The organism is Mesorhizobium sp. M7A.F.Ce.TU.012.03.2.1 (assembly GCF_004006095.1).
Taxonomy (GTDB): Bacteria; Pseudomonadota; Alphaproteobacteria; order Rhizobiales; family Rhizobiaceae; genus Mesorhizobium.
This window is the reverse complement of record NZ_CP034779.1, coordinates 3,799,938-3,824,708: the sequence shown is the minus strand read 5'-3', so window position 1 is coordinate 3,824,708 and position 24,771 is coordinate 3,799,938. Positions and strand designations below refer to the sequence as shown.

Below are 24,771 nucleotides of genomic sequence, written 5' to 3'. Positions count from 1 at the left end.
CCGGTATGTTCGAATTATAAGCGCAAAAAAATCAAGCCAGTGCTTTGCCGACGGCGGGTGCGCAGGCGGCATCGGCGCAGCACTCGTCGGCGAGATAGCCGATCAGCGCATTCATGCCGGGATAGTTGGCGCGGCAGATCAGCGTCGTCGCCTGCCGCTCCTGCGTCACCAAGCCGGTGTCGACCAGCCGCTTGAGGTGATGCGACAGCGTCGATGACGGGATGTCCAGTTTTTCCTGGACGCTGCCGACGGCAAGCCCGTCATCACCGGCGCGCACCAGGATACGATAGAGCTGAAGCCGCGTCGGATTGCCGAGTGCTTCAAGCTGGACGGCTGCTTTTTCGAGTTTCATGGAAATAAACTACGCGGCACTTTTCGCGCCGTCAACTTAATTTCGAAAATTATGGAAATAGCATCAGCCGGCGCGTTTGCCCAAGGCGCCTGTGACCACCTCGCCATCCTCCTTGGTGAACGCGCCGATCTCCGGGTTGGGCAGGATGTCCAGCACCTTTTCCGACGGCCGTGCAAGGACGACGCCGAGCGGGCTGACCACGATCGGCCGGTTGATCAGGATCGGATGTGCCAGCATGAAATCGAGGATCTGCTCGTCGGACCATTTCGGGTCGGCAAGGCCGAGTTCGGCATAGGGGGTGCCCTTCTCGCGCAGCAGGTCTCGCGGTATGATGCCCATCGCGGCGATCAGTTCGACCAGCCTTTGTCGCGACGGCGGCGTCTTCAGATATTCGATCACCTCCGGCTCCTCGCCCGACTGCCGGATGATGGCCAGCGTGTTGCGCGACGTGCCGCAATCGGGATTGTGATAGATGGTGATAGTCATTTCGAGGCCTTCCCGGTCGACATGGTATTCCGGACGGCGCCGCCCTTCTCGTACCAGCCCTTGCTGCGGTTCACGATCCACACCACCGACAGCATGACCGGAACCTCGATGAGCACCCCGACCACGGTGGCAAGGGCCGCGCCCGAATTCAGCCCGAACAGCGCGATCGCGGCGGCCACCGCCAGCTCGAAGAAGTTCGACGCGCCGATCAGCGCCGATGGTCCAGCCACGCAGTGCCGCTCGCCGCTGAGGCGGTTGAGCAGATAGGCAAGACCGGAGTTGAAATAGACCTGGATCAGGATCGGCACTGCCAGCAGCACGATCACCAGCGGCTGCGCAATGATCTGCTCGCCCTGGAAGCCGAACAGCAGCACCAGCGTGGCCAGCAAGGCAATCAGCGACAAGGGCTGCAGCGTGGCAAGCAGGGCATCGAGCCCGGCCTGTCCCCTCGCTGCCAGCAGCCGGCCACGAACCAGCTGCGCGACGATCACCGGCGCGACGATGTAGAGTGCGACCGACAGCATCAGCGTGCCCCATGGGACGGTGATCGCCGACAGGCCGAGCAGCAGGCCGACGATGGGCGCGAAAGCGACGATCATGATCGCGTCGTTGAGCGCTACTTGCGAAAGTGTGAAATTCGGCTCGCCGCGCGTCAGGTTCGACCAGACGAAAACCATCGCCGTGCAGGGCGCCGCAGCAAGGATGATCAGTCCGGCAATGTAGGAATCAATCTGCACGGCGGGCAGCCACGGCCGGAACAGCCAGCCGATAAAGAGCCAGCCCAGCAGCGCCATCGAGAACGGCTTCACCGCCCAATTGATGAACAGCGTCACGCCGATGCCGCGCCAATAGGTGCCGACCCTGGCCAGCGAGGCGAAATCGACGCGCAAGAGCATCGGCACGATCATCAGCCAGATCAGCACGGCGACAGGAATGTTGACCCTGGCGATCTCGGCCGACGCGATGGCGCCGAACACGCCTGGCAGCAGATGGCCAAGCGCGATGCCCGCGACGATGCACAATGCCACCCACACCGTCAGATATTTCTCGACGAAGCCGATGCCGGGCCGCACCGCCTCAGCTGCGTTCAGAGCATGATCGGTCATGATGGCTTTCCTTGTTCGAACGCGCGCGGCGGACAGTCACAAGCCCCTCAGCAGTCACAGGTCACGGCATTGATGACCGGACGGCAGAGCTCCGGCGCGCCATTGCAGCAATCTTCCATCAGATAGGCCAGCAGGTCGCGCAGGCCGGTCATGTCGGCGACATAGCGCACGGTCCTTCCGTCGCGTTCGGGACGGATCAGCCCGGCATGGGCGAGCACCTTCAGATGCGCCGACATGGTGTTCTGGACCGTGTCCAGCCTCGTTGCGATCTCGCCCGCCGGAATGCCTTCCGGACCGGCACGCACGAGCAGCCGGAAGACATCCAGCCGCGTCTCCTGGCCAAGTGCGGCCAGCGCGTTCAAAGTGCTTTTCTTATCCATATATCCGAATCCTTGGATTTATGGATATCGGCTTCCCAGCGATCTGTAAAGCGTGTCCGCCGCCATCATGTGACGGCAAGCACCTTTCCCGTATCGTGCTGGCGCACGAAGTCCACGCGGGCGCCGTCCCAATGGTAGCTGTAGTGGCGACCCTGCACTGGAATGGTAATGACATCGGGCCAGAAGATGCCGATGCAGCCGCCGCCCGGCATGCGCACGCTGTTCCATACCAGTCCGTCGCTGTCTGCTGCCCGCAGCGCCCGCCCTTCCGCCTGCGAGGCGGAATAGTCGTCCGGGTCGAGCACGCCGGGCACGGCGTTGACGTCATCGAGGTCGCGGTCGACGCTGCCGATCAGCACGCGGAAATCCGCCGTCCAGCCCGGCCCCTCGTTGGTGGCGCGCATGAACTTCTGATGATGGTGGATGGTCTCGGCCAGAGCGACATCCTCACTGTCGCCGGCATAGTAGATGCCGTAGCTGCCATCCGAGAAGCGTCCCGGCCGCAGCGTCGAACAGTGCACGAAGGGCGCCATCACGAAGCTGGCGCCGGGGCCGGAAACCCGCCTTGCAGCCGACACCTTGCCGAGATCGCCGATCTCGAACCTTATGCGCGGGTTGGTCTTCGCCTCGACGGCGGCTAGCGCCTCCCAGTCGCGCGGGTCGGCAATGTCCTCGAAGAGGTCGATGGGCGGATGGATGGAGCGGATGATGCGGAAGGTCTGGTGCCAGTCGACGGGGCGCCTGACCGCAAGTCCACTCACCATGCACCACGCTCCGCATCGAGCCATTCGCGCATCGCCGAGAGATCGGAGATTTCGCCGCGCAGCATCAGGTCGAGGGCCGACTGGCCGCCGAAGGTGGCATTGGGCTTGCGGATCCAGGCGTAGCCCCGTGCCGGCTCCGTGAACAGATAGCGCAGGCCCTTATGGATGCCCATCAGGTGCGCCATGCGGGTGCGCAGGTCACGGTCGATCCTGCCGACGCCGCCTTCTTTCGCCCCAGTCTTCCAACGCGCCCAGGTCCGCGCCGACATGCCGCCGAGCAGGATGCAGGCCTCCAGGTCGGTGAGGTTCCAGGCCTTGAACAGATTGACCGTGGTGCGCGCCAGCGCGCCGGCCTCGTCATCCGATATGACGCTGCCAACCGTGGCCGGTGTCGTGACAATGGACTGAAGCTGCATTTTGTTGCCTCTCTATTGGCAGATATATAACATGTATTTGCCAATTGGCAAGGAGATCAGCAAGGCAGGGCCAATCGCTTTCAGGCCCAATGACGGCTTCCGTCTTGTGAAGGCCACCAATCGCCAAAGTCGGCGCCGCCGCTCATCCGCCTGCCGGCACCTTCTCCCCGTATAGTGACGGGGAGAAGGGAGATGGCCGCATCGCTGGCGCCTATTCTGCAACATTGGAGATTGGCGAAACCGTCCATGACGGCGTCTTTCTCCCCGTCACTATACGGGGAGAAATGCCCGGCAGGGCAATGAGGGGCGGCGCTGACCTCGGCGATACCGGACGGACAGCGCGCCACATATCGTGGCGCGCCCTGACCAATTTTACTCCGCCGCCTCATACCCCGCGATGCCCTTGATCTCCAAAAAATCCTCGAGCCCGTATTCGGCATATTCGCGGCCATTGCCGGACTGCTTGTAGCCGCCGAACGGCAGGCCGGCGTCCCACTGGGGATAGTTGATGTAGACATTGCCGGTGCGCATGCGCGCCGCGACTTCGCGCGCCTTCTTCATGTCCTTGGCCTGGATGTAGGAAGCGAGGCCATAGACGGTGTCGTTGGCGGTGTTCACCACGTCGTCGACGCTGTCATAAGGCATGATCGCCAGCACCGGCCCAAAGATCTCCTCGCGCGCGATGCGCATGTCGTGGGTGACGTCGGCGAACACCGTCGGCCTGACGTAATAGCCGCGGTTGAGTTCGGCCGGACGGCCGGGGCCGCCGGCGACCAGCGTCGCACCTTCATCGATGCCGGCCTGGATCAGGTCCTGGATCTTGTCGAACTGGACCTGGCTGACGACCGGGCCGAGCTTGGTGCCGGCGGCGTCGGCGGGGCCGACGGTGAACTTTTCCGCAGCCGCCTTGGCATAGCCGGCTGCCTCGTCATGACGGTCGCGCGGCACGAACATGCGCGTCGGCGCGTTGCAGGACTGGCCGCTGTTGCTGAAGCAGCCGGCGACGCCCTTGCTGACGGCGCTTGCGAGGTCGACATCCCCGAACAGGATGTTGGCCGACTTGCCGCCAAGCTCCTGATGCACGCGCTTGACCGTGTCGGCGGCGGCCTTGGCCACCAGGATGCCGGCGCGGGTCGAACCGGTGAACGACATCATGTCGATGTCGGGGTGGCTGGACAGCGCCTGGCCGACACCCGGACCGTCGCCATTGACGAGGTTGAAGACGCCCTTCGGCACGCCGGCCTCGTCGAGGATTTCGGCGAAGATGATGGCGTCGAGCGGCGCGATCTCGGAGGGCTTCAGCACCATGGTGCAGCCGGCAGCAAGCGCCGGGCCGACCTTGCAGGTGATCTGGTTGAGCGGCCAGTTCCACGGCGTGATCAGCCCGACGACGCCGATCGGCTCCTTGACCACGAGATGGTTGCCCTTGACGCGGCGGAATTCGAAAGTCTTCAGCACGTCGGCCATCTTCTGCAGATGCGCAAGACCGATGCCGACCTGGCTGTCCAACGCCATCTGGCGCGGCGCGCCCATCTCGCGTGACACAGCGACGGCAAGATCGCCACTGCGCTTCTTGTAGACCGCGATGATGCGGTTCAACAGGTCGAGCCGCTCGCCAACCTCGGTGAAACCAAAGCTGTTGAAGGCGCGCTTGGCGGCGGCGACCGCCTTGTCGACATCGGCCTTGGAGCCGAGCGAAATCTGCGCAAAGGCGTCCTCATTCGAGGGATCGATGACATCGAAAGCGTTGGGCACAACAGGATCGACCCACGCGCCATCGATATAGAACTGCAGATTGTGTGACATGGTTTTCTCCTTGACCGCATCGTCGCGCCGGGCCGTCATATCTGGCTGGAGATAACGATGCACAAACGCCGCTGTCAAACGCAACCCCCGAAGTGGTTGAGCCAGTGCGGCAGTGATTGAGCCAGACCGGTTGGGCCAGCAACCGGCTTGGTGAGGATGGACTACAGCAAGATATGCCCGGCCTCGACCAGAAATCGCCTCGCCGCAGCCTGATCCGTCGCTTTCACCAACAGATGGTCGCCATCGAAAGTGGACACCACGAAGATGCCCAGCCCGTTTTCCGACAACGGCCTGATGACCGAGAGCACGATACCGGTTTCGTCGAAGGCAAACGGCCCCTGAAGCTTGAAGGCCACCCAGTCACCGTCCTGCCTGACACTATCCGGCACACGATCCTGCAGGCAAACGATCGAAAGCTCGTCGTCAGTCCTTGTGATGCTGACGAAGCCTGGCCCGTCCGCCCAACCGGGGATGGTCTCGCCCGCCGCCAGCCGGGCAACCGCGTAAAACCCTGAGAGTTGTTTGAGCCTGACGCAGATGGCCATTGTCGAACCCCTCCCTCAGATCGCCGGTGATCCCGCCAGCTTCTTGCTCATGTGGACCGTCATACCGTTCATGAACGGCTCTTCCCTATCGATGACATAGCCCTGCCTCTTGTAGAGCGACACATTCGCCTCGAAGGCGCCATTGGTCAGCAGGCGAAGCTCGGCACGTCCTGCTTCGATCGCCTTGCGCTCGGCCAGCTCCAGCAGCAGCCGGCCGATCCCCCTGCCCTGCGCCTGCGGTGCGACGCAGACATTCTCGATCCACAGGTGATCCTCGGCCAGCACGGTTTCGATCAGCCCGACGATCCGATCATCCTCCACGGCGAGATCGAACGGATGCTCGGCAACGGCCTTGTCATAGTCGGCGCGCATAGGCAGCGGCTCGCGGCCGATCACCGGCACCCATTTGGCATAGGCGGCACGAACGATATCCCGGATCGCGGCGGCGTCAGCAGGCACGGCCGGCCGAAGCCGGATGGAAGAATTGTTGGTCATCAAAGTGCTCCAGATATGAAAAACCCCGCCGGCGGTGTCGCGGGCGGGGCTGGAAACGAACGAACCGGGTCTATCCTGCCGGTCTTTGTCGTCGCGCAATCAGTCTGCCGCTCCGCACTGTGCAGGGGCGGCGTCGCTTGGTGGGCGCGAGGACGAACATGGCGCCAAGCTGGAACAGGAAGCGCGGCGCGTCAAGACACCTACAACGGCTTCAGTATTCCTGCGCCGTCGGCCTGAACAGGATTTCGTTGATGTCAACCTCGTCAGGCTGGCTCATGGCGAACACCACCGTCCTGGCGAAGGAATCGGCGGGGATAGCCACCCGATCGTAGAGCGCGCGCACGCCTTCGGCGACATCGGCCTCGGTGACGCTGTCCGGCAGCTCGGTCGCCACGGCACCGGGCGAGATGATGGTGGTGCGGACGTTGTAGGGTTTCACTTCCTGGCGCAGACCTTCCGAGATGATGCGCACCGCGTGCTTGGTCGCGGCATAGACCGCTCCGCCCGGCCCGACCTTGTGGCCGGCGACCGACGAGACGTTGATGATGTGGCCGCTTTTCTGCGTCTTCATGTGCGGCAGCGCGGCGGCAATGCCGTAGAGCACGCCCTTGATATTGACGTCGATCATCCGGTCCCAGTCCTCGACCTTGCCGCGCTCCAGTGGCGAGTGCGGCATCAGGCCGGCATTGTTGATGACGACGTCGACGCGGCCGTGCGTCTCGACCGCATGGTCGACCAGACGCCGGACCTGGCCGACATCGGTGACGTCGGTCTGAAGGATGGCGCCCTCGCCAAGTGAAAGCGCGCCGGCCAGCGCCTGCAACCGGTCGAGGCGGCGTGCGCCCAGCACCAGTTTCGCGCCCTCCCTGGCCAGAAGCCGTGCGGCGGCTTCGCCCAGCCCGCTGCTGGCGCCAGTGATGACGACGACTTTGTCCCTGATGTTCTCGGCCATGATTCTTTTCCTTCTGATCTTTGGCTTCGCTGCCCCCGGCAGCCTGGGCGGTCGCGTTGGCGGCTCAGCCGGGCAATTCGACCCGACCGAGCCAGCCGGTGACCTCTTCAAGCGTCTGGCGTTCCTGGTCGCACTGCTTGGAAAAACCCTCGATGAGCCGAGCCCCTGATGCATGATCTGCGAGGACTTTCAGGCTCTGCCCTGTTCCGTAGCCGCCATGGGTGATGAACGGCACCAAGGTCTTGCCGGACAGATCGTGTTTCGACAGGAAGGAGCGGATCACCGAAGGCGCGGTCATGCCCCAGATCGGAAATCCGAGGAACACCGTCTCGTAGGTTCCGATATCAGGCACCGTGGCGGCCAGCGCCGGTTCGAAACCGGCTCCCGCTGCTGCTCCGCCACCGCAACCTGCTGCTTGTAGTCTTCCGGGTAGGGATCGACGGTCGCGATCTCGAAAATATCCGCTCCCAGAGCCCTGCTGATCTGGGCCGCGATGACCCGCGTGTTGCCGGTGCGGGTGTAGTAGGCCACCAGCACTTTGGCGCCGCCCGCCAGTCGCGCGCTCGACGCACTGGCGGGCCGGCTCGATCCGGGACTCAATCCGGCGCCCAAAGGCAGTGCAAGCATGGTCATCAGTGCACCTCGTCTTGAGACCGGTTGACGCATATGGCTCTCCTGCGCATGGCTCTAGCGATCGATCCTTGCTTCCTGTTGCGGAGAATAGCGCGCTCCCTGTACGGCAATCGCCGAGACCGCGTTCTCGATGTCGGCAAGATCGTTCGCCGTCAGCGCGATGGTGGCCGACGCGATGTTCTCTTCGAGGCGATCGAGCTTGGTGGTGCCGGGGATCGGAACGATCCAGGGCTTCTGCGCCAGCAACCAGGCCAGCGCGACCTGTGCTGATGTCGCCCTCTTCTCGGCAGCGATCACGCCGATCGCGTCGACCAGCGCCTGATTCGCCTTGCGGGCGTCTTCTGCAAAACGCGGCACGGTGTTGCGGAAGTCGCTGCTGTCGAACGTCGTGCTGGCATCGATGGCGCCGGTGAGGAACCCCTTGCCCAGCGGGCTGAAGGGCACGAAGCCGATCCCCAGTTCTTCAAGCACCGGCAGGATCGCCTCTTCCGGTTCACGCCACCAGAGCGAATATTCGCTCTGGACCGCGGCGACCGGCTGTACCGCATGCGCGCGCCGGATCGTGCGTACGCCCGCCTCGGAGAGACCGAAATGCTTCACCTTGCCTTGGCTAATCAAGTCCTTCACAGCGCCCGCCACCTCTTCGATCGGCACGACCGGATCGACGCGGTGCTGGTATAGGAGGTCTATGTGGTCGGTCCTCAGCCGCCTGAGCGAGGCCTCGACGACGTCACGAATATGCTGCGGCCGGCTGTCCATGCCATCATGTCCGGCTGTCCCGGCGATGTCGATGCCGAATTTGGTGGCGATCACCACCTGGTCGCGGATCGGCTGCAGCGCCTCGCCGACGACCTCCTCGTTCGTGAACGGTCCATAGACCTCCGCGGTGTCGAAGAAGGTGATGCCACTTTCGAACGCCGCCCTGATCAGGTGGACTGCATCCGCCGTCTCCATCGGCTTCCCGTATGACTGGCTCATCCCCATGCAGCCGAGCCCGATGGCCGAAACGTCGAGACCGCTGTTTCCAAGTGTGCGCTTCTGCATTGTCGTTATCCCTTCTTCTCGGCGTCGGCTTGTTCGAAGACCTTGCGGGCAATGCCCAGAGCCGTGGCTGCCGTTGGCCATCCGGCGTAGAAGGCGAGATGCGTAATGGTTTCGATGAGTTCGTCGCGGGTGACCCCATTGTCGAGCGCGCGCTTCATGTGGAAAGGCATCTCATTTATCCGGTAGCCCGAAATCAGGCTGGTGACGGTGACGAGGCTGCGGTCCCGCGGCGATAGGCCGGGGCGCTCCCAAACGTCGCCGAACAACACCTCGTCTGTGTATCTGCCAAGCGCGGGAGCGATATCGGAGAATGGGCTTTTCAGCCTTGGAACATTGGTCATGGTGGTCTCCTTCGAAGAGTTCGGGCGTTGAACTCGGCGCCACGCGCCGATACTTGGTCAAACCCCGTATTGTTCGTCGCTGACATGCTCCAGCCAGTCGACGACCTTGCCGTCGAGCGCTTCGGCGACAGCGATGTGGCTCATCGCGGTGGTCGGCGCGGCGCCATGCCAATGCTTCTCTCCGGGCGCGAACCAGACGATGTCGCCGGGCAGGATCGGTTCGATCGGGCCGCCCTCGCGCTGCACCAGGCCGGCGCCCGAGAGGACGATCAGCGTCTGGCCAAGGGGATGCGTGTGCCAAGCGGTGCGCGCGCCGGGCTCGAAAGTCACGGTGGCGCCGCCGACCCGGGCGGGCTCGCTGCCCTTGAAGGGCGCGTCGATGCGCACCGCGCCGGTGAAATAGTCGGTCGATCCTCTGGCCGAGGCTTGAGAGCCGTTTCGCGTGATGTCCATGGTTTGTCCCTTCCTGGCAACAGGCGTGACGCGACCGCCGGTCTTCAGAGGCGGCCGGTAGAGGCGCCCGGTGTGATGACGCCTATCTAGGGTCTGCGATTGGTGCCGATTAGGCGCTATATCCAGCATGATCTTATGAAAAGGGCTCATGAATGCCGCGAGACAATCTGAATGAGCTAACCGCCTTCCTCGCCGTCGCGCGCGAGGAAAGCTTCACCAGGGCGGCGGCCAAGCTCGGGGTTTCCCAATCGGCGCTCAGCCACACGGTGCGGGCGCTGGAGGAGCGGCTGGGCGTACGGCTCCTGACCCGCACCACGCGCAGTGTATCGCCCACCGAAGCCGGCGAGCGGCTGGCTCGCACCGTGGGGCCGCGGCTCGATGAGATCGAGGCCGAGATCGCCGCACTCAGCGACTTGCGCGACAAACCCGCCGGCACCATCCGCATCACCGCCGGTGAGCATGCCGCCGATGCGATCCTGTGGCCTGCGCTGGCGAAATTCCTGCCCGACTATCCCGACATCAAAGTCGAGATCATCGTCGACTACAGCCTGACCGACATCGTCGCCGAGCGCTACGACGCCGGCGTGCGGCTGGGCGAACAGGTGGCGCGCGACATGATCGCGGTGCGCATCGCTCCCGACATGCGCATGGCGGTGGTCGGATCGCCGGCCTATTTCGCCACCCGGCCTAAGCCGCGCACGCCGCAGGACCTGACCACCCACAATTGCATCAATCTGCGGCTGCCGACCTATGGCGGGCTCTACGCCTGGGAGTTCGAGAAGGCCGGGCGCGAGCTGAAGGTGCGGGTCGAGGGCCAGTTGGTGTTCAATACGTCCGCGCTGCGCATGAACGCGGTGCTCGCCGGCCTCGGTCTTGCCTATCTGCCGGAGGAACAGTTGACGGCTCATCTGGCCGACGGCCGACTGGTGCGGGTGCTCGCCGACTGGTGCGCGCCTTTCCCCGGCTATCACCTCTATTACCCCAGCCGCCGGCAAGCGACGACGGCCTTCTCGCTGCTGGTCGACGCGCTGCGCTACCGAGGCTAGAACAGGAAACCGGGTTCCGGAAAAGATCAGCTCAAAACGAGCAGATAGAGCCCCATCCGGATTCGGGAACAGGCTCTCCATCTGGACTGCGCCCGCCGTCGTTCTATCTTCCGGATCGAGCAGATATGACGAAATCCGGAGCCATCGCCGTGACCGTGACCGACCTCTATCGAGGCTACATCGCCTGCCTCAACAATCAGGACTGGCAGAAGCTGCATCGCTTCGTTCATGAAGACGTGCACTACAATGGCGACCGCGTCGGACTGTCGGGTTACCAGGAAATGCTGGAGCGCGATTTCCGGGAAATCCCGGACCTCTATTTCGACATCCAGCTGCTGATCGCCGAACCGCCGTTCATAGCCAGCCGGCTCCAGTTCAACTGCACGCCGAAGGGAACCTTCTTCGGCCTGCCCATCAACGGCAGGAAGGTGTCCTTCAGCGAGAACGTCTTCTATGAATTCCTCGACGACAGGATCAGGAACGTCTGGTCGGTGATCGACAAGGCGGCCATCGAAGCGCAGCTTTAATTCAGGCCGGCCAGAAGATGACGCCGATCGTTCGTAAAAATCGATCATTATGACGAAAATAATTCGTTGGAAAGATTATTTGAGGAATGGCATTCCTCCGGCACACCCGTCTGGAGCATTGCTTTGTCTTCCGTTTCCCACTTCGCGAACGATATTCCGAAAAGCGCTTTTCCTGCCGATCTGACACGAGGGCGGAAATCCCTCAACTGGAATGGCATCGTCCCCGGCATCGTCCTTGTCACGATGATTACTGCCGTCGCCTTCTCGGCCCGCAATGTTTCGGGCTTCGCGCTGTTCAGCCCGATGATCCTGGCCGTCGTTGCCGGCATGATCTACTCCAACGTGCTGGGCACACCGGTGCACGCCAAAGCCGGGATCGCATTCTCGCAAAAGCGCCTGCTGCGCTTCGCCATCGTTCTGCTCGGCTTCCAGCTGACGCTGGGCCAGGTCGTCTCGATCGGCGCCGGCGGCGTCGGCATTGTCGCGGCGACGCTTGGCGCCACCTTCGTTTTCACCATCACGCTCGGTCGGCTGATCGGCGTCGACGCCAAGCTGGCGCAGCTGATCGCCGCCGGCACCTCGATCTGCGGCGCCTCGGCCATCGTCGCCACCAATATCGTCACCGATGCGCGCGACGAGGACGTCACCTACGCCGTCGCCTCGATCACCTTGTTCGGCACCGTCGCCATGCTCGGCTTCCCGATCATGGCGCCCCTGCTCGGCCTCGACCAGCACGCTTTCGGCCTGTGGGCCGGCGCCTCGATCCATGAAGTGGCGCAAGTCATCGGCGCTGGCTTCCAGAACGGCACCCAGTCCGGCGAGATCGCTACCGTCGCCAAGCTGACCCGCGTCGCCATGCTGGCGCCGATGGTCGTCGCGCTCGGCCTGATGGCGCGCCGCAGGAGCAGCAGTGAGGTAGCGGCGCGGCCGCCCATGCCGTGGTTCGTCGCCGCCTTTGTCGCAATCGTAGCGCTGAACAGCCTCGTCACGGTGCCAGCCGAGGTGAAGTCGGCAATGGCGCTCGCCACCACCATCATGCTGACCATGGGGCTGGCCGCCATGGGCCTGCAGGCCGACATCTCGCAGCTGCGCTCGCGCGGCCTGCTCCCGCTGGCGCTCGCCTTCTCGGCCTTCCTGTTCATCGGCTGCTTCAGTCTGATGCTGGTGAAATTCACCTAGTCTAAACCGGGCCTCAGTCCTCGAACGAACTCGACGCGGCATAGATCGCCGCCAGCGTCTCGATGCCGGCCTGGTCGGCCTTGTCGAAGCGGCCTGGCAGCGGGCTGTCGAGATCGAGCACGCCGAAGACGCCTTCATCGTCCTCGAGCAGCACCACCAGTTCCGAGCGCGAGTCCGCATCGCAGGCGATGTGGCCGGGAAAATCATGCACGTCCTTGATCAGCATCGAGGTGCCGAGTTCGACCGCCGTTCCGCACACGCCCTTGCCGACGGCGATGCGCACGCAGGCCGGCTTGCCCTGGAACGGCCCGAGCACCATTTCCTCGTCCGATTGCAGGAAATAGAACCCGGCCCAGTTGAGGTCCGGCACCATCTGGAAGATGAGTGCTGCGGTGTTGGCGGCGTTGGCGATCGAATCGCGCTCGCCGTCGAGCAGCGCCTTAAGCTGAGTGGCGAGGTCGCGGTAGAACGCGGCCTTGTCTGAGGTGTCGATGGCCTTGGCCGCAAACATGAACGTGTCTCCGTATAGGGGGTGGCGGTTCGTCCGATCGCTTGCCAAAGTCCGGCGAGCTCCGCAACCAGACGGCCGCCTGGACAGTCTAGCGTGGATTGCGTCCCCTCCGAAAGCCGCGAGATAAGGATTGCCTCCCGGCGCTGAGCCGGTCGGCAAGGCAGCTATGCGTAAACTTTGCGATGGATCATCTTGAGAATCATGACGGCCCCGATCGGGGGCCGCCATTCACATCTCAAACAGGTCGAACAAGTCCTGGGTTTTAGTAGCCGCCCATGCCGCCACCGCCGCCACCCGCAGGCGCGGCATCCTTGGCCGGGATGTCGGTGATCATCGCTTCGGCGGTGATCAGGAGGGCTGCGATCGAACCGGCATCCTGCAGTGCGGTACGCACCACTTTCGCCGGATCGACGATGCCTGCCTTGATCATGTCGACATAGACCTCGTTCTGGGCGTCAAAACCCTGATTGTGGTCCTTGCTGTCGGTGAGCTTGCCGACGACGATGGAGCCCTCGACGCCGGAATTCTCGGCGATCTGGCGGATCGGCGCTTCAAGCGCCCGCAGCACGATCGTAATGCCGGCCGTGACATCGGCATTGGCGCCGGTCAGGCCGCCAAGCACCGAGCGGGCACGCAGCAGAGCCACGCCGCCGCCGGGCACGATGCCTTCTTCGACCGCCGCGCGGGTGGCGTTCAGCGCATCGTCGATGCGGTCCTTCTTTTCCTTGACTTCCGACTCGGTGACGCCGCCGACGCGGATGACGGCAACGCCGCCGGAGAGCTTGGCCAGCCGCTCCTGCAGCTTTTCCTTGTCGTAGTCGGAGGTCGTCTCCTCGATCTGGCCCTTGATCTGGGCGACGCGCGCCTGGATGGTCGCCTTGGTGCCGGCCCCGTCGATGATCGTGGTGGTGTCCTTCTCGATCAGCACACGCTTGGCGCGGCCGAGCATCTCGATGGTGACGTTTTCGAGCTTGATGCCGAGGTCTTCCGAGATCATCTGGCCTGATGTCAGCACGGCGATGTCTTCCAGCATTGCCTTGCGGCGATCGCCGAAGCCCGGCGCCTTGACGGCCGCGACCTTGAGGCCGCCGCGCAGCTTGTTGACGACCAGCGTCGCCAGAGCCTCGCCCTCGACGTCCTCGGAGATGATCAGCAGCGGCCTGCCGCTCTGCACCACCGCTTCGAGGATCGGCAGCATCGCCTGCAGATTGCCGAGCTTCTTCTCGTGGATGAGGATGTAGGGCTCTTCCAGCTCGACGCGCATCTTGTCGGCATTGGTGACGAAATAGGGCGAGAGATAGCCGCGGTCGAACTGCATGCCTTCGACGACGTCGAGTTCGGTCTCGGCGGTCTTGGCTTCCTCGACGGTGATGACGCCGTCATTGCCGACCTTGTCCATCGCTTTGGCGATCATCTCGCCGACGCTGGCATCGCCATTGGCGGCGATGGTGCCGACCTGTGCGATCTCGGCCGACGACTTGACCTTCTTGGCGCGCGCCTGGATTTCCTTGACCACGGCGGAAACCGCCTGGTCGATGCCGCGCTTCAAATCCATGGGGTTCATGCCGGCGGCGACCAGCTTGGCGCCTTCGCGCAGGATCGAGGCGGCCAGCACCGTGGCGGTGGTGGTGCCGTCACCGGCGAGGTCGTTGGTCTTCGAGGCCACTTCGCGCACCATCTGGGCGCCCATGTTCTCGAACTTGTCGGCAAGCTCGATTTCCTTGGCGACGGTGACGCCGTCCTTGGTGATGCGCGGCGCGCCATAGGCCTTGTCGATGATGACGTTGCGGCCCTTGGGGCCGAGCGTGACCTTCACCGCATTGGTGAGGATCTCGACGCCGCGCAGCATGCGGTCGCGCGCGTCGGTGGAGAATTTGATTTCCTTGGCAGACATGATTTTTATCCAGTTCGTTCGGAGAAAATGAGGTCAGGCAGCTTTCTTGGCGGCCACGGTCTTGTCGGTTGCGGCCGTCTCGCTCTTGTCGATGATGCCAGTCTCGCTCTTGTCGATGACGCCCATGATGTCGGCTTCCTTCATGATCAGAAGGTCCTCGCCGTCGATCTTGACCTCGGTGCCCGACCATTTGCCGAACAGGATGAAGTCGCCGGCCTTGACGTCGAGCGGAACAAGCGTGCCGTTTTCGTCGCGTGCGCCAGGGCCGACGGCGATGACTTCGCCCTCCTGCGGCTTTTCCTTGGCAGTGTCGGGGATGATGATCCCGCCCTTGGATTTGATATCGCCTTCGGCGCGACGAATGACGACGCGGTCGTGGAGTGGCCGAAATTTCATGGGAACTTTCTTTCTGGGGCCGGCACAGGCGGCCACGCCCCTCCTCTATAGACGCGTTGGCACTCGATAGATAGGAGTGCCAAAAATTATTCGCGGGCCAAATTAAATATTCAAAAGTATTATTTCAGCTGGCCGTTTCGTGATATCCGCAGAATGTCAAATAATTCAAAAGATTGAATTTTGCCGATCGAGTGCCTATTTATCGGACAAGTTCACTTTCACGATTTCAGGCACAAGGGAGATTTCTTCGATGGCCGAAGGCAATCAGACGATCATGGAAAAAGCTGAAGCCCGCTTTGTCGACAAGCAGAAGAAGACAGCGGAGAAAAACAAGGCGACCGCCGAATATATGTCCGAGGCAAGAGCCAGGGAGATCAAGACGGCAAGGCTGAGGGAGCTTCGGCTGGCCAAGGAAGAGGCCGATCGTGTCGCCGAGGCCCTCAATCCTACGCCGAAGAAGAAGCGGGCGACCAAGAAAGCCACGGAGGCCAAGACATGAGCCTCACCTTCCCCAACCCCAGCCGCAGCTATGACGAAGCGGGCCAGCGCATTCGTTTCGTCGGCCATGACGGCATGTTCCAGATCTCATTTTCCGTCGCTGCCGACGCCATGGCCAAGATGCGGCCGGGCACTGCTGCCGATGAAGCCGGTTATCTCCAGACATTCGACACCGAGAGCAGCGCCATCCGCGAGGTGGCGTCGAAGGCCTACGACCGCACCCGCAAGAGCATGTATGTGCTGACGGCGGCCGATTTCGGCTGAAATGCCGGCGAGTTGGCGCTGACCGCGATCAGGTCTTGCGCTCGGCCCTTTCGCGGCGTTTGACGTCGCGGACATTCATCTGCACGACCATGTCCTCGGCCTCGCGCGGCCCCATCCCGACCATCACCTTTTGCCGGACAACCGCAGGCTGGCCGGTGAAGACATCGATGATGCTCCAACTCTGGGGAAGCTCCATGCGCACCGTGTAGCGGTTGGCCATGCCGGTCAGCCTTGCATCCTGAAAAACACGGCGCCCAGGATCAGCACCGTCCAGGCGACGACCGACAGTTTCAGCACCATGCCGCCATGCGCGGCCAGAAGCTTCCGCAGGTGCGGCACACCTGCCGGCGAGATTGGTGCCGCCGCCAAGGCGACAGGGGTCTTGAGGCCAAGTTTTCCAAAAACGGGCAGCAGCGACGGTTCACGCACGAAAGGCCTCGAATGTCAGGAAAAAGCGAAGCAACAACGCTCGCCTCCCTTCCATAGCACTCTTTTCGCGAGCGCCTGCATGCCAAATTCAAGACAGGACTGCTTTGACGGCCGGTCCGTACTGCCTTCGCAACACACAATCTATTCGTGGGACCTGACTGCGCTCGGGGCAGATTGGGACGCCAAATTCTGGAGGCCTCGCCTCGGGATCGAACCGAGGCTTCAGAGATTTGCCGTCTCCAGCGTAGCCGCTCCGCCACGAGGCCATGGCTGTCGAAGTAGCGGCCAAATATTTACGGAAAGGTTAATCCCGAGGGGATTGTTCAGAATTTTCGGGATCGAGTTTCAGAGTGTTCGCCAGCCAACCTTGCCGGGCCTAGCTTCCGGCACAGAGTTGCGATCCCTCACGCCCAAGCGGCAGCCCGCCCCGTCTCGACCGAGGGCCTCCAGCACTGCGACTGACGTTCTTCCCCTGAGCTACGCGCTTCCGAGGCTGCTTTATACCCCGGGTTGCATTTCGGAGGAGAGGAGCGGAGGCCAACCAACTTTCCCCTTGAACAGCGATTCGATCTGGCTTAGCTTCATCTGAGAAAAGGTTTTCCCAAGCAATTGTCGTTGGGCTCGGCCACCAGCCGGGCCTCATCCGGCTCGGTAAGAGAAAACCTTTTCCCAACCAAGGATCTCGGCGCGATGCCATCGGACGATCTGCCTGTTCCGGTCTTTTCCAAGCCAGTCACCTTGCGTGACGTGGCCGCCCAGGCCGGAGTCAGTGTCGCCACCGCATCCAAGGCACTCAATGGCCAGGGCCGGATGACAGCCGAGACGCGCGAGCGCATTCGCGAGACCGCCCGGCGGCTTGGCTTCCGGCCCAACAGCCTGGCGCAAAGCCTGCTCCGGCGGCGCAGCTTCACCGTCGGCCTACTCACCAACGATACCTATGGCCGCTTCTCGCTGCCGCTGATGTCGGGCATTTCGGACGCGCTGGTCGACAATGGCGTCTCGGTGTTCCTGTGCAATGTCGAGGAGGATCCGCGGCTGGGCCAGATGCATGTCGACGCCATGCTCGACAAGCGCGTTGATGGCATCATCGCCACCGGCAAGCGCATCGATCGCCATCTGCCCGTCGACCTCTCCAATCTGCGCGTCCCGGTGATCTATGCCTTCACGCAGCCAGATCCCGACGCCGTCGCCTTCGTCTCGGACGATGTTGGCGGCGCCCGGCTGGCCGTCGAGCATTTCTGCCGGCTGGGCCGCAAGCGCATCGCCCATGTCACCGGGCCGGCGAGCTTTGCCGTGGTGCACGCGCGCGTCCAGGCTTACCGCGACGTGCTGGTCGAAAACGGCCTGACGGTCAGCGAGCCGCTGCTCGGCTCCTGGTCGGAAGCCTGGGGTCACCAGGCGGTTGCGCAACTGTTCGACGGCAAAAGCGAAAGGCCGGACGCGGTCTTCTGCGGCAACGACCAGATCGCGCGCGGCGTCATCGATGCGCTGCGCGAACGCGGCCTCGACGTCCCCAGTGATGTCGGCGTCATCGGTTTCGACAATTGGGAGATCGTGGCCGAGGCGACGCGCCCGCCGCTGACCTCTGTCGACATGAACCTTGTCGCGCTCGGGCGCGAGGCCGGGTTGACCCTGCTTTCGCTGGTCGGCGGCAAGCCCGCCGCGCCGGGCATTCGAAAACTGCCGTGCCGGCTGGTGGTGCGGCAGTCATGCGGCCATCCGCCGGGTGGCTGAAAACGAAGCGCCGCGCAATCGGCGCCAAGCCGCGGACCGCGGCCAACCTTGGAGGAGGAGAACATGAGGAACCTGATTGCCAAACTGACCCTGGCCGCTGCCGTTCTGGGTGGCGGTCTCGGCACTGCCGCCGCCGAGACGGCCAACATCTGGGTGCGCGCCGACGGCTCGAATTTCATGCCGAGGATCGTCGATGCCTACAACAAGGCGCACACCAACCAGGTCAAACTCGACATCATTCCCAATGCCGAGATCATCCCGAAATACGGCGCCGCGGCCGCCGGCGGCACGGCGCCCGACGCGCTGTCGCTCGACTTGATCTACACGCCCTCATTCGCCGCAGCCGGCCAATTGGAGGACATTACCGACTGGGCAAAGTCCCTGCCCTATTTTGCCAGCCTGTCGCCTGCGCATGTGAAGACCGGCACCTACAAGGGCCACATCTACGGCCTGCCCTTCTCCGCCGACGCCTCGGTGCTGATCTGGAACAAGAAGCTGTTCAAGCAGGCCGGCCTCGACCCTGAAAAAGGCCCGGCCAACTGGGCCGAGATCGCGGCCGATGCCGAGAAGGTCAACGCGCTCGGCGGCAACATCAAGGGCTTCTACTTCTCCGGCAATTGCGGCGGCTGCAACATCTTCACCTTCACGCCCCTGATCTGGGCGTCGGGCGGCGACATCCTGAGCGAAGACGGCTCGAAGGCGACGCTGGACAGCCCGCAACTGCGCGGCGCCATCGATCTCTACCGCTCGATGGTCAAGAAGGACCTGGTGCCGGCGGGCGCGCAGACCGATACCGGCGCCAACTTCTTTGCGGCATTTGCCGCCGGCAATATCGGCATCTCGCCGTCCGGCGCCTTCGCCATCGGCGCGCTCAACACCCAGTATCCCGATATCGACTACGGCGTCACCTTCCTGCCGGGCAAGGACCGCGGCTGGTCGTCCTTTGCCGGCGGCGACAATTTCGTCGTCACCAAGGGCACCACGAAACTGCCCGTGGTGAAGGAGTTCCTCGACTTCGCCTATTCGCTCGAAGGCCAGACCATCCTTGCCAAATACGGCAGCCTGCCGGTGCGCGGCGACATCGCCAAGGAGGCGCTGAAGGATCTCGATCCGCGCTACCAGGTCGCCGCCGAGGCCATGACCAAGGGCAAGACGCCCTATTCGGTGGTGTTCAACGACCTGATCAACTCCGCCAACGGGCCGTGGACGCAGATGATCAACGAGGTCTTCTTCGGCGACGATGTCGACGGCGCCATAGCCAACGCACAAGAGACGATGCAATCGATCATCGACCAGGCGCCGCAGAAATAAGCGCCAACCCCACCTCCCCCTCGAGGGGAGGTCGGACCGCAGGTCCGGGTGGGGTCGCCACCGCAGTGCTCGACGTTTCTTGATGTCGGCGCGCTCCGCAGAGGACCCCACCCCCGGCCTACGGCCGGACCCTCCCCTCAAGGGGGAGGGGGACGCAGCGCCAAGGGAGCAGCCATGACCGTCATCACCGCAGCAACCCCTGCCCCGCCCCGCGCCCGCAGGGTCGCCAGCCGCCAACAATGGATCGGCCTGCTCTATGTCGCGCCGGCTGTCGCGCTGGTCGTCGTCTTTTTCCTGATCCCGCTCGGCATGACGGCGTGGATGTCGCTGCACAACTGGCCGCTGATGGGCGAGCACAGCTTTATCGGCCTCGGCAATTACGTCGCCATCCTGCGCGACACCAGGTTCTGGAACGCGCTGCGCTTCACCGCCTTCTACACGGTGATCGTCACCATCGCGATCTTCGTGGTGGCCTTTCCGCTGGCGCTGTTCGTCGAACGGCCGCGGCCGCTGACCAATCTCTACCGCACCATGTTCTTCATGCCGGCGGTTGTCGGTTTCGCCTCGGCCAGCCTGCTCTGGTCGTGGTTGCTGAATGTCGATTCCGGCCTGTTCAGCCCGGCTGCCTACGACCTCGGACTGATCGACAGGAAGTTCAACCTTCTGGCCACCTTCCAGCCGGCCTTCTGGTCGATCATCGCCATGGTCGTCTGGAAGGTCGCCGGCTTCACCATGATCATCCTGATGGCCGGCCTGCAATCGATCCCGCAGGACCTGCAGGAGGCGGCCGTCATCGACGGTGCCGGGCCTTTCGCCAGGTTCAGGGCGATCACCTTGCCGCTGATGCGCCGCACGCTGGCGCTGGCGCTGATCCTGTCGGTCGCCGGCTCGATCCTCGCCTTCGACCAGTTCTACATCATCCTGCGTGGCGGCCCGCGCAACCAGACGCTGACGGCGGTCTACTGGATCTTCAACCAGTCCTTTGTGTCGTTCAAGCTCGGCTATGGCGCGGCACTTTCCATGGTGCTGCTGGTCATCCTGGTGGCGCTCAGCCTCGTCCAGCTATGGTTGTTGCGCAAGCCGGAGGGTCTCGACTGATGGCGCAGGCCGCCTCCCGTAGCCGCCGGCTCCTGAGCCGCGTCGCAGAGCATTCTATCGGCATCATCGCCTCGGTGCTGTTCGCCGCGCCGATTGTTTGGGCGGTGCTGTCGGCGTTCAAGCCGGCGGCCGAAGCACGCCTGCCGCCGCTGCCGCCCTGGCCGACATCAGGCTTCTCGCTGGAGAATTACGCCACGCTCAACAGCTTCGGCGACGGGCTGTGGGTCTCGGCGCAAAACAGCATCTATGTCTCGGTGATGACGGTGGTGCTGTCGGTCGCCGTCAGCGTGCTGGCCGGCTACGGCTTTTCGCGGTTCCGGTTTCCGTTCAAGGACCTGTTCTTCATCCTCATCCTGTCGACGATCATGATCCCGTTCCAGTCGATCCTGACGCCGATCTTCCTGGTGCTGACCAAGCTTGGCCTGCACAACACCCTGACCGGCCTGGTCGGCGTCTATGTGACGCTGCAACTGCCGTTCTCGATCTTCATGATGCGCAACGCCTTCGACGCGGTGCCGCGCGAAATCGAGGAGGCCGCCCGCATGGACGGCGCCAGCAATCTCACCATGCTTTTGAAAGTGATGCTGCCGCTGGTCTGGCCGGGCGTGGTCACCATCGCCCTGTTTGCCTTCCTCGGCGCCTGGAACGAATTCCTCGCCGCCCTCGTGCTGATGACCGACCAGTCCAAGTTCACGCTGCCGGTGATGATGACCGCACTGCAGTCGGGCCGCTTCGGCGCCATCGACTGGGGCGCGGTGCAGGCGGGCGTCACCGTGATGATGGTGCCGTGCCTCATCCTCTTCCTGGCGCTGCAGCGCTTCTACATCCGCGGCCTGATGGCCGGGGCCGTCAAATAGAATGGAGTAAGTTCATGACCGCATCGCCATCCGCAAAAACCGGAAAACCGAAGCTCGCCTTCCGCCCGCTGCCGGTGCCGCAGGTCGACGTGCACGGCTTCTGGGGCGACCGCGCCGACGCTGTCGCCACCCGCACCGCCGACATCCTCTACGAGCGCTGCGTCGAGGCCCGCATGCTGGAGCAGATCGATCCGGACCGCCCCTCGCCCGGCATAGTCATCCCCTTCCACTCGCCCTCTCCCGACGAAGCCGACCGCCAGGGCGCGGAATTCACCGGATCGACGGTGACCACGCAGATGTTCTGGGATTCCGATCTCGGCAAGACGATCGAGACCGCGGCCTATTCGCTTTACCGGCGCAAGAACCCCGAACTGGAGAAGAAGATCGATGCCGTCATCGACATGTATGGCAAGCTGCAGCAGGAGGACGGCTATCTCTCGAGCTGGTATCAGCGCATCCAGCCCGGCAAGCGCTGGACCAATCTGCGCGACTGCCACGAGCTCTATTGCGCCGGCCACCTGATCGAGGGCGCGGTCGCCTATTACCAGGCGACGGGAAAACGCAAGCTGCTCGACATCATGTGCCGCTATGCCGACCATATCGCGTCGGTGCTCGGCCCCGAGCCCGGCAAGAAGAAGGGCTATTGCGGACATGAGGAGATCGAGCTGGCGCTGGTCAAGCTGGCGCGGGTGACAGGCGAGCGGAAATACATGGAGCTGGCCAAATACTTCATCGACCAGCGCGGGCAGCAGCCGCATTATTTCGACGAGGAGGCCCGCGCCCGCGGCGCCGACCCGAAGGCCTATCATTTCAAGACCTATGAATACAGCCAGTCGCACATCCCGGTGCGCGAGCAGGACAAGGTCGTCGGCCACGCGGTCAGAGCGATGTACCTCTATTCCGGCATGGCCGACATCGCCACCGAATATGGCGACGACACGCTGCGGTCGGCGCTCGACCTTCTGTGGGACGATCTCACCACCAAGAGCCTCTATATCACCGGCGGGCTCGGGCCATCGGCGCACAATGAGGGGTTCACCAGCGACTATGACCTGCCCAACGAGAGCGCCTATGCCGAGACCTGTGCAGCGGTGGGCCTGGTGTTCTGGGCCAGCCGCATGCTCGGCATGGGGCCGAATGCGCGCTACGCCGACATGATGGAACGCGCCCTCTACAACGGTTCGATCTCGGGGCTGTCGCTCGACGGCTCGCTGTTTTTCTACGAGAATCCATTGGAAAGCCGGGGCAAGCACAACAGGTGGAAATGGCACCGCTGCCCGTGCTGCCCACCCAATATCGGGCGCATGGTCGCCTCGATCGGCAGCTATTTCTACAGCCTGGCCGACGACGCGTTGGCCATCCACCTCTATGGCGACTCGAGCGCCCGTTTCGACATATCGGGCGTCCCGGTCGGCGTGACGCAGACGAGCCGCTATCCCTGGGACGGCGCCGTCGAGATCGCGCTCGAACCGCAGGCGCCGGTCGAATTCACCTTGCACCTGCGCATTCCAGCCTGGAGCGCCAGTGCCCAGTTGAAGGTGAACGGCGAGGCCATCAAGCTGGCTGAGATCACCAGCGACGGCTACGCCGCGATCAAGCGGACATGGAAGAAGGGCGACAATATCCGGCTCGATCTCGAAATGCCGATCGAGCGGCTCTATGCCAACCCGCAGGTGCGCCAGGATGCCGGCCGCGTCGCGCTGTCGCGCGGCCCGCTGATCTATTGCGTCGAGGCATCAGACAATGACAGCCAGCCGCATCGCCTGACGCTGCCGCGGACGGCCACCATCGAAGCGCAGCACCGGCCGGAACTTCTCGGCGGTGTGGTGACGCTGTCGACCGCGGCACTTGCCGATGCCGCCGACGGGTGGCGGGACGGGCTGTACAGGCCCGAGCCGCCGGCCACCGCCGAGACGCGCCTGACCGCCATTCCTTATTTCGCCTGGGACAACCGCGAGCCCGGCGAGATGCTGGTATGGCTCAGGGACGGCTGAAGGAGGTCGGTCTATCGGCGATGGCCGATCCAAGCTCAGCCGCGGTCGATGCCGCGGTTTCGGGCTCTCGGTCCACATAGCGCTGGCGCAGGCGCAGGAATGGCGCCTCGACGCAGGTGTAGCTGAGATAACCGATCGGGATCGTCGCCACGAAGCACAATGCGGACCAGAGGCATGCGACGTAAAAATTGCTGATGCTCATGACATGCGTGTCTATGAACGCCGCCAATTGCATGACGAAGAACAGGTGCAGAAGATAGATCGAATAGCTGTAGGCCCCCGCCTTCTCCAGTATCCTGAACGGCGGGCTTGTTCGCTTTTTCGAAAAGCTCGTGTCGTAGTAGGCGATGCCGAATGAATAGGCTGCCGCCTCCAGGGTCGGCAGGATGATCCATATCCAATGAGGCGACGGATAGCCGCCCAGTTGGTAAAATCCGCCGGCTGCATCGAACCACCAGAAGAACCCGGAAAAAGCCATGAGAACGGCCAGCGCCAGCCAGTGCTGGTTCTTCGCGCGGGCACGCAGGTGGAAGGCAAGAATGCCGGCCAGGAACTGATCCGCATGGCCTATGATGGTTACGGACCCCGCCGACTGCACTTCGCCGATCTGCACATACAGGACAGACCTCAGCACAATGGCTGCCGCGATGAACAGCAAGGGCGCGAACACAAACCGCTTGGATGCCATCAGCAAGAACGGCAGCAACAGGTAGAAGTGCGCTTCGATCGTTACCGACCAGCCGCCATTCGGGAGGGCGGGAAAAAGAACCCCCAATCCGACGCTCGTGAAATACCCGTCGAGGGACTGGCCGGCCAGGTACCTGCGGCAAGCCTCGATACATATCACGACCAGGAGAAGCGGAAGCAGCCTGAGGGCCCTGTTGGCAAAGAAGGGCAGATAGCTGATCTGTTTTCCATCGAGCAGCTTGGCGAACAGGTAGCCGGAAAGCGCCATGAACAGGGAAACGCCAGTATGCCCTTCATCCAGAACGCTGAAGATAGGAAGAGCCGGCACAAAGTCATAAGGCACGGGGCCTGCAGGAGACGCATGAAGGAAATGCCAGGTAAAGACAAGAAAGGCCGCCAGGCCACGAACCTGATCTAGCGCTGGGTAATGCTCTCCGGTCGAGGATTTCATGATTGGCCCACGCGCACCGTGTCCTGCGCCGGTGTTCAGGTCATCGTTGGGCCAGAACTGTTTTCAATTCATTAAATCCTCACTGCAGAGACTTCCGAAATCAGAGATTTGCTTCGCAAGGT

31 protein-coding genes and 1 tRNA gene are annotated in these 24,771 nt (G+C 63.2%); 10 read left to right on the top strand and 22 right to left on the bottom strand.

Annotation, left to right across the window (positions count from 1 at the left end):
* Positions 1-31: 31 nt before the first annotated feature.
* From EJ079_RS18630 to EJ079_RS18560, 15 genes are all read right to left on the bottom strand, one after another.
* Positions 32-352: a metalloregulator ArsR/SmtB family transcription factor gene (locus tag EJ079_RS18630; protein WP_127383332.1), complete on the bottom strand. Its 321-nt coding sequence runs from the start codon at positions 350-352 to the stop codon at positions 32-34.
* Positions 353-415: 63 nt separating this feature from the next.
* Positions 416-838 (bottom strand): arsenate reductase (glutaredoxin), encoded by a 423-nt coding sequence (gene arsC / locus EJ079_RS18625; RefSeq protein ID WP_127399389.1) that lies wholly within the window; start codon positions 836-838, stop codon positions 416-418.
* Positions 835-1,899, bottom strand: coding sequence for an ACR3 family arsenite efflux transporter (gene arsB, locus EJ079_RS18620; RefSeq protein WP_164781883.1), 1,065 nt, complete (start codon positions 1,897-1,899; stop codon positions 835-837). Before arsB ends, arsC begins: the two co-directional genes overlap by 4 nt.
* Before the next feature lie 92 nt (positions 1,900-1,991).
* A complete protein-coding gene (locus tag EJ079_RS18615) occupies positions 1,992-2,324 on the bottom strand; it encodes a metalloregulator ArsR/SmtB family transcription factor (protein ID WP_023809328.1) in 333 nt (110 codons plus the stop codon).
* A 65-nt stretch (positions 2,325-2,389) separates the two neighbouring features.
* Positions 2,390-3,088: an RES family NAD+ phosphorylase gene (locus EJ079_RS18610; protein WP_127809737.1), complete on the bottom strand. Its 699-nt coding sequence runs from the start codon at positions 3,086-3,088 to the stop codon at positions 2,390-2,392.
* Positions 3,082-3,504 (bottom strand): MbcA/ParS/Xre antitoxin family protein, encoded by a 423-nt coding sequence (locus EJ079_RS18605; RefSeq protein ID WP_127271235.1) that lies wholly within the window; start codon positions 3,502-3,504, stop codon positions 3,082-3,084. Before EJ079_RS18605 ends, EJ079_RS18610 begins: the two co-directional genes overlap by 7 nt.
* A 372-nt stretch (positions 3,505-3,876) precedes the next feature.
* Positions 3,877-5,310, bottom strand: a complete 1,434-nt coding sequence (locus tag EJ079_RS18595; RefSeq protein WP_127398685.1) for an aldehyde dehydrogenase family protein — start codon at positions 5,308-5,310, stop codon at positions 3,877-3,879.
* 161 nt (positions 5,311-5,471) lie between these two features.
* Positions 5,472-5,855, bottom strand: coding sequence for an ACT domain-containing protein (locus EJ079_RS18590; RefSeq protein ID WP_127809736.1), 384 nt, complete (start codon positions 5,853-5,855; stop codon positions 5,472-5,474).
* 15 nt (positions 5,856-5,870) lie between these two features.
* Complete coding sequence (locus EJ079_RS18585) at positions 5,871-6,350, bottom strand: GNAT family N-acetyltransferase (protein ID WP_127809735.1); 480 nt, start codon at positions 6,348-6,350, stop codon at positions 5,871-5,873.
* A 211-nt stretch (positions 6,351-6,561) separates the two neighbouring features.
* Complete coding sequence (locus EJ079_RS18580; RefSeq protein WP_127809734.1) at positions 6,562-7,302, bottom strand: SDR family oxidoreductase; 741 nt, start codon at positions 7,300-7,302, stop codon at positions 6,562-6,564.
* A 64-nt stretch (positions 7,303-7,366) separates the two neighbouring features.
* On the bottom strand, positions 7,367-7,627 hold the full coding sequence (locus tag EJ079_RS33930) for a flavodoxin (RefSeq protein WP_245481696.1): 261 nt from the start codon (positions 7,625-7,627) through the stop codon (positions 7,367-7,369).
* Entirely contained in the window at positions 7,597-7,935 is a 339-nt protein-coding gene (locus EJ079_RS33925; RefSeq protein WP_245481695.1) for a hypothetical protein, read from the bottom strand. Before EJ079_RS33925 ends, EJ079_RS33930 begins: the two co-directional genes overlap by 31 nt.
* Before the next feature lie 54 nt (positions 7,936-7,989).
* Positions 7,990-8,979 carry an aldo/keto reductase gene (locus tag EJ079_RS18570; protein ID WP_127809733.1) on the bottom strand — a complete coding sequence of 330 codons (990 nt, stop codon included), beginning with the start codon at positions 8,977-8,979 and terminating at the stop codon, positions 7,990-7,992.
* 5 nt (positions 8,980-8,984) lie between these two features.
* Complete coding sequence (locus tag EJ079_RS18565) at positions 8,985-9,320, bottom strand: carboxymuconolactone decarboxylase family protein (protein ID WP_127398022.1); 336 nt, start codon at positions 9,318-9,320, stop codon at positions 8,985-8,987.
* Between the two features lie 57 nt (positions 9,321-9,377).
* On the bottom strand, positions 9,378-9,773 hold the full coding sequence (locus EJ079_RS18560; protein WP_127809732.1) for a cupin domain-containing protein: 396 nt from the start codon (positions 9,771-9,773) through the stop codon (positions 9,378-9,380).
* A 152-nt stretch (positions 9,774-9,925) separates the two neighbouring features.
* On the opposite strand from EJ079_RS18560, the gene EJ079_RS18555 reads away from it, so the two are divergent.
* The 3 genes from EJ079_RS18555 (at position 9,926) to EJ079_RS18545 (ending at position 12,525) form a co-directional block, all read left to right on the top strand.
* On the top strand, positions 9,926-10,819 hold the full coding sequence (locus EJ079_RS18555; protein WP_127809731.1) for a LysR family transcriptional regulator: 894 nt from the start codon (positions 9,926-9,928) through the stop codon (positions 10,817-10,819).
* Positions 10,820-10,944: 125 nt separating this feature from the next.
* Complete coding sequence (locus EJ079_RS18550; protein ID WP_127809730.1) at positions 10,945-11,346, top strand: ester cyclase; 402 nt, start codon at positions 10,945-10,947, stop codon at positions 11,344-11,346.
* A gap of 123 nt (positions 11,347-11,469) precedes the next feature.
* On the top strand, positions 11,470-12,525 hold the full coding sequence (locus EJ079_RS18545) for a YeiH family protein (protein WP_127809729.1): 1,056 nt from the start codon (positions 11,470-11,472) through the stop codon (positions 12,523-12,525).
* Between the two features lie 13 nt (positions 12,526-12,538).
* On the opposite strand, the gene EJ079_RS18540 is transcribed toward EJ079_RS18545, so the two are convergent.
* From EJ079_RS18540 to EJ079_RS18530, 3 genes are all read right to left on the bottom strand, one after another.
* Positions 12,539-13,036: a GAF domain-containing protein gene (locus EJ079_RS18540; protein ID WP_127271638.1), complete on the bottom strand. Its 498-nt coding sequence runs from the start codon at positions 13,034-13,036 to the stop codon at positions 12,539-12,541.
* A 262-nt stretch (positions 13,037-13,298) separates the two neighbouring features.
* A complete protein-coding gene (groL, locus tag EJ079_RS18535) occupies positions 13,299-14,930 on the bottom strand; it encodes a chaperonin GroEL (RefSeq protein WP_127255944.1) in 1,632 nt (543 codons plus the stop codon).
* 33 nt (positions 14,931-14,963) lie between these two features.
* Positions 14,964-15,326 (bottom strand): co-chaperone GroES, encoded by a 363-nt coding sequence (locus EJ079_RS18530; RefSeq protein ID WP_127809728.1) that lies wholly within the window; start codon positions 15,324-15,326, stop codon positions 14,964-14,966.
* A gap of 250 nt (positions 15,327-15,576) precedes the next feature.
* Between EJ079_RS18530 and EJ079_RS18525 the strand changes: the two genes are divergently transcribed.
* Positions 15,577-15,825, top strand: a complete 249-nt coding sequence (locus tag EJ079_RS18525) for a hypothetical protein (RefSeq protein WP_127269690.1) — start codon at positions 15,577-15,579, stop codon at positions 15,823-15,825.
* Positions 15,822-16,088 carry a DUF1488 domain-containing protein gene (locus EJ079_RS18520; protein WP_127269692.1) on the top strand — a complete coding sequence of 89 codons (267 nt, stop codon included), beginning with the start codon at positions 15,822-15,824 and terminating at the stop codon, positions 16,086-16,088. The genes EJ079_RS18525 and EJ079_RS18520 overlap by 4 nt, the downstream gene beginning before the upstream one ends.
* A gap of 28 nt (positions 16,089-16,116) precedes the next feature.
* Here the strand turns inward: EJ079_RS18520 and EJ079_RS18515 are convergent, their stop codons facing one another.
* The 3 genes from EJ079_RS18515 to EJ079_RS33350 form a co-directional block, all read right to left on the bottom strand.
* Positions 16,117-16,308, bottom strand: a complete 192-nt coding sequence (locus tag EJ079_RS18515) for a hypothetical protein (protein ID WP_127269694.1) — start codon at positions 16,306-16,308, stop codon at positions 16,117-16,119.
* Positions 16,309-16,313: 5 nt separating this feature from the next.
* Positions 16,314-16,517 (bottom strand): hypothetical protein, encoded by a 204-nt coding sequence (locus tag EJ079_RS18510; protein ID WP_127399473.1) that lies wholly within the window; start codon positions 16,515-16,517, stop codon positions 16,314-16,316.
* Positions 16,518-16,707: 190 nt separating this feature from the next.
* Positions 16,708-16,783, bottom strand: a tRNA-Cys gene (locus tag EJ079_RS33350).
* A 424-nt stretch (positions 16,784-17,207) separates the two neighbouring features.
* Between EJ079_RS33350 and EJ079_RS18505 the strand changes: the two genes are divergently transcribed.
* The 5 genes from EJ079_RS18505 (at position 17,208) to EJ079_RS18485 (ending at position 23,511) form a co-directional block, all read left to right on the top strand.
* The gene (locus tag EJ079_RS18505) at positions 17,208-18,251 is read left to right on the top strand and encodes a LacI family DNA-binding transcriptional regulator (protein ID WP_127272522.1); all 1,044 of its coding nucleotides are present in this window, start codon (positions 17,208-17,210) and stop codon (positions 18,249-18,251) included.
* 63 nt (positions 18,252-18,314) lie between these two features.
* Positions 18,315-19,562, top strand: coding sequence for a sugar ABC transporter substrate-binding protein (locus EJ079_RS18500; RefSeq protein WP_127809727.1), 1,248 nt, complete (start codon positions 18,315-18,317; stop codon positions 19,560-19,562).
* 174 nt (positions 19,563-19,736) lie between these two features.
* Entirely contained in the window at positions 19,737-20,660 is a 924-nt protein-coding gene (locus tag EJ079_RS18495; RefSeq protein ID WP_127321089.1) for a sugar ABC transporter permease, read from the top strand.
* On the top strand, positions 20,660-21,517 hold the full coding sequence (locus tag EJ079_RS18490; RefSeq protein WP_127809726.1) for a carbohydrate ABC transporter permease: 858 nt from the start codon (positions 20,660-20,662) through the stop codon (positions 21,515-21,517). Before EJ079_RS18495 ends, EJ079_RS18490 begins: the two co-directional genes overlap by 1 nt.
* 14 nt (positions 21,518-21,531) lie before the next feature.
* Positions 21,532-23,511 carry a glycoside hydrolase family 127 protein gene (locus tag EJ079_RS18485; RefSeq protein WP_127809725.1) on the top strand — a complete coding sequence of 660 codons (1,980 nt, stop codon included), beginning with the start codon at positions 21,532-21,534 and terminating at the stop codon, positions 23,509-23,511.
* Here EJ079_RS18485 and EJ079_RS18480 read toward each other — a convergent pair.
* Positions 23,498-24,649 carry an acyltransferase gene (locus tag EJ079_RS18480; protein WP_127809724.1) on the bottom strand — a complete coding sequence of 384 codons (1,152 nt, stop codon included), beginning with the start codon at positions 24,647-24,649 and terminating at the stop codon, positions 23,498-23,500. The genes EJ079_RS18485 and EJ079_RS18480 overlap by 14 nt on opposite strands.
* Positions 24,650-24,771 lie beyond the last annotated feature (122 nt).

Excerpts from the sequence above, each read along its gene's own strand:
- EJ079_RS18505 (WP_127272522.1), top strand. The coding sequence starts at position 17,208 with ATGCCATCGGACGATCTGCCTGTTCCGGTCTTTTCCAAGCCAGTCACC.
- arsC (WP_127399389.1), bottom strand. The coding sequence starts at position 838 with ATGACTATCACCATCTATCACAATCCCGATTGCGGCACGTCGCGCAAC.
- EJ079_RS18525 (WP_127269690.1), top strand. The coding sequence starts at position 15,577 with ATGGCCGAAGGCAATCAGACGATCATGGAAAAAGCTGAAGCCCGCTTT.
- EJ079_RS18610 (WP_127809737.1), bottom strand. The coding sequence starts at position 3,088 with ATGGTGAGTGGACTTGCGGTCAGGCGCCCCGTCGACTGGCACCAGACC.
- EJ079_RS18520 (WP_127269692.1), top strand. The coding sequence starts at position 15,822 with ATGAGCCTCACCTTCCCCAACCCCAGCCGCAGCTATGACGAAGCGGGC.
- EJ079_RS18585 (WP_127809735.1), bottom strand. The coding sequence starts at position 6,350 with ATGACCAACAATTCTTCCATCCGGCTTCGGCCGGCCGTGCCTGCTGAC.
- EJ079_RS18630 (WP_127383332.1), bottom strand. The coding sequence starts at position 352 with ATGAAACTCGAAAAAGCAGCCGTCCAGCTTGAAGCACTCGGCAATCCG.
- EJ079_RS18540 (WP_127271638.1), bottom strand. The coding sequence starts at position 13,036 with ATGTTTGCGGCCAAGGCCATCGACACCTCAGACAAGGCCGCGTTCTAC.
- EJ079_RS18515 (WP_127269694.1), bottom strand. The coding sequence starts at position 16,308 with ATGGCCAACCGCTACACGGTGCGCATGGAGCTTCCCCAGAGTTGGAGC.
- EJ079_RS18555 (WP_127809731.1), top strand. The coding sequence starts at position 9,926 with ATGCCGCGAGACAATCTGAATGAGCTAACCGCCTTCCTCGCCGTCGCG.
- EJ079_RS33925 (WP_245481695.1), bottom strand. The coding sequence starts at position 7,935 with ATGACCATGCTTGCACTGCCTTTGGGCGCCGGATTGAGTCCCGGATCG.
- EJ079_RS18590 (WP_127809736.1), bottom strand. The coding sequence starts at position 5,855 with ATGGCCATCTGCGTCAGGCTCAAACAACTCTCAGGGTTTTACGCGGTT.
- EJ079_RS18480 (WP_127809724.1), bottom strand. The coding sequence starts at position 24,649 with ATGAAATCCTCGACCGGAGAGCATTACCCAGCGCTAGATCAGGTTCGT.
- EJ079_RS18550 (WP_127809730.1), top strand. The coding sequence starts at position 10,945 with ATGACGAAATCCGGAGCCATCGCCGTGACCGTGACCGACCTCTATCGA.
- EJ079_RS18560 (WP_127809732.1), bottom strand. The coding sequence starts at position 9,773 with ATGGACATCACGCGAAACGGCTCTCAAGCCTCGGCCAGAGGATCGACC.
- EJ079_RS18580 (WP_127809734.1), bottom strand. The coding sequence starts at position 7,302 with ATGGCCGAGAACATCAGGGACAAAGTCGTCGTCATCACTGGCGCCAGC.
- groL (WP_127255944.1), bottom strand. The coding sequence starts at position 14,930 with ATGTCTGCCAAGGAAATCAAATTCTCCACCGACGCGCGCGACCGCATG.
- EJ079_RS18570 (WP_127809733.1), bottom strand. The coding sequence starts at position 8,979 with ATGCAGAAGCGCACACTTGGAAACAGCGGTCTCGACGTTTCGGCCATC.
- EJ079_RS18500 (WP_127809727.1), top strand. The coding sequence starts at position 18,315 with ATGAGGAACCTGATTGCCAAACTGACCCTGGCCGCTGCCGTTCTGGGT.
- EJ079_RS18495 (WP_127321089.1), top strand. The coding sequence starts at position 19,737 with ATGACCGTCATCACCGCAGCAACCCCTGCCCCGCCCCGCGCCCGCAGG.
- EJ079_RS18595 (WP_127398685.1), bottom strand. The coding sequence starts at position 5,310 with ATGTCACACAATCTGCAGTTCTATATCGATGGCGCGTGGGTCGATCCT.
- EJ079_RS18605 (WP_127271235.1), bottom strand. The coding sequence starts at position 3,504 with ATGCAGCTTCAGTCCATTGTCACGACACCGGCCACGGTTGGCAGCGTC.
- EJ079_RS18530 (WP_127809728.1), bottom strand. The coding sequence starts at position 15,326 with ATGAAATTTCGGCCACTCCACGACCGCGTCGTCATTCGTCGCGCCGAA.
- EJ079_RS18615 (WP_023809328.1), bottom strand. The coding sequence starts at position 2,324 with ATGGATAAGAAAAGCACTTTGAACGCGCTGGCCGCACTTGGCCAGGAG.
- EJ079_RS18490 (WP_127809726.1), top strand. The coding sequence starts at position 20,660 with ATGGCGCAGGCCGCCTCCCGTAGCCGCCGGCTCCTGAGCCGCGTCGCA.
- EJ079_RS18485 (WP_127809725.1), top strand. The coding sequence starts at position 21,532 with ATGACCGCATCGCCATCCGCAAAAACCGGAAAACCGAAGCTCGCCTTC.
- EJ079_RS18565 (WP_127398022.1), bottom strand. The coding sequence starts at position 9,320 with ATGACCAATGTTCCAAGGCTGAAAAGCCCATTCTCCGATATCGCTCCC.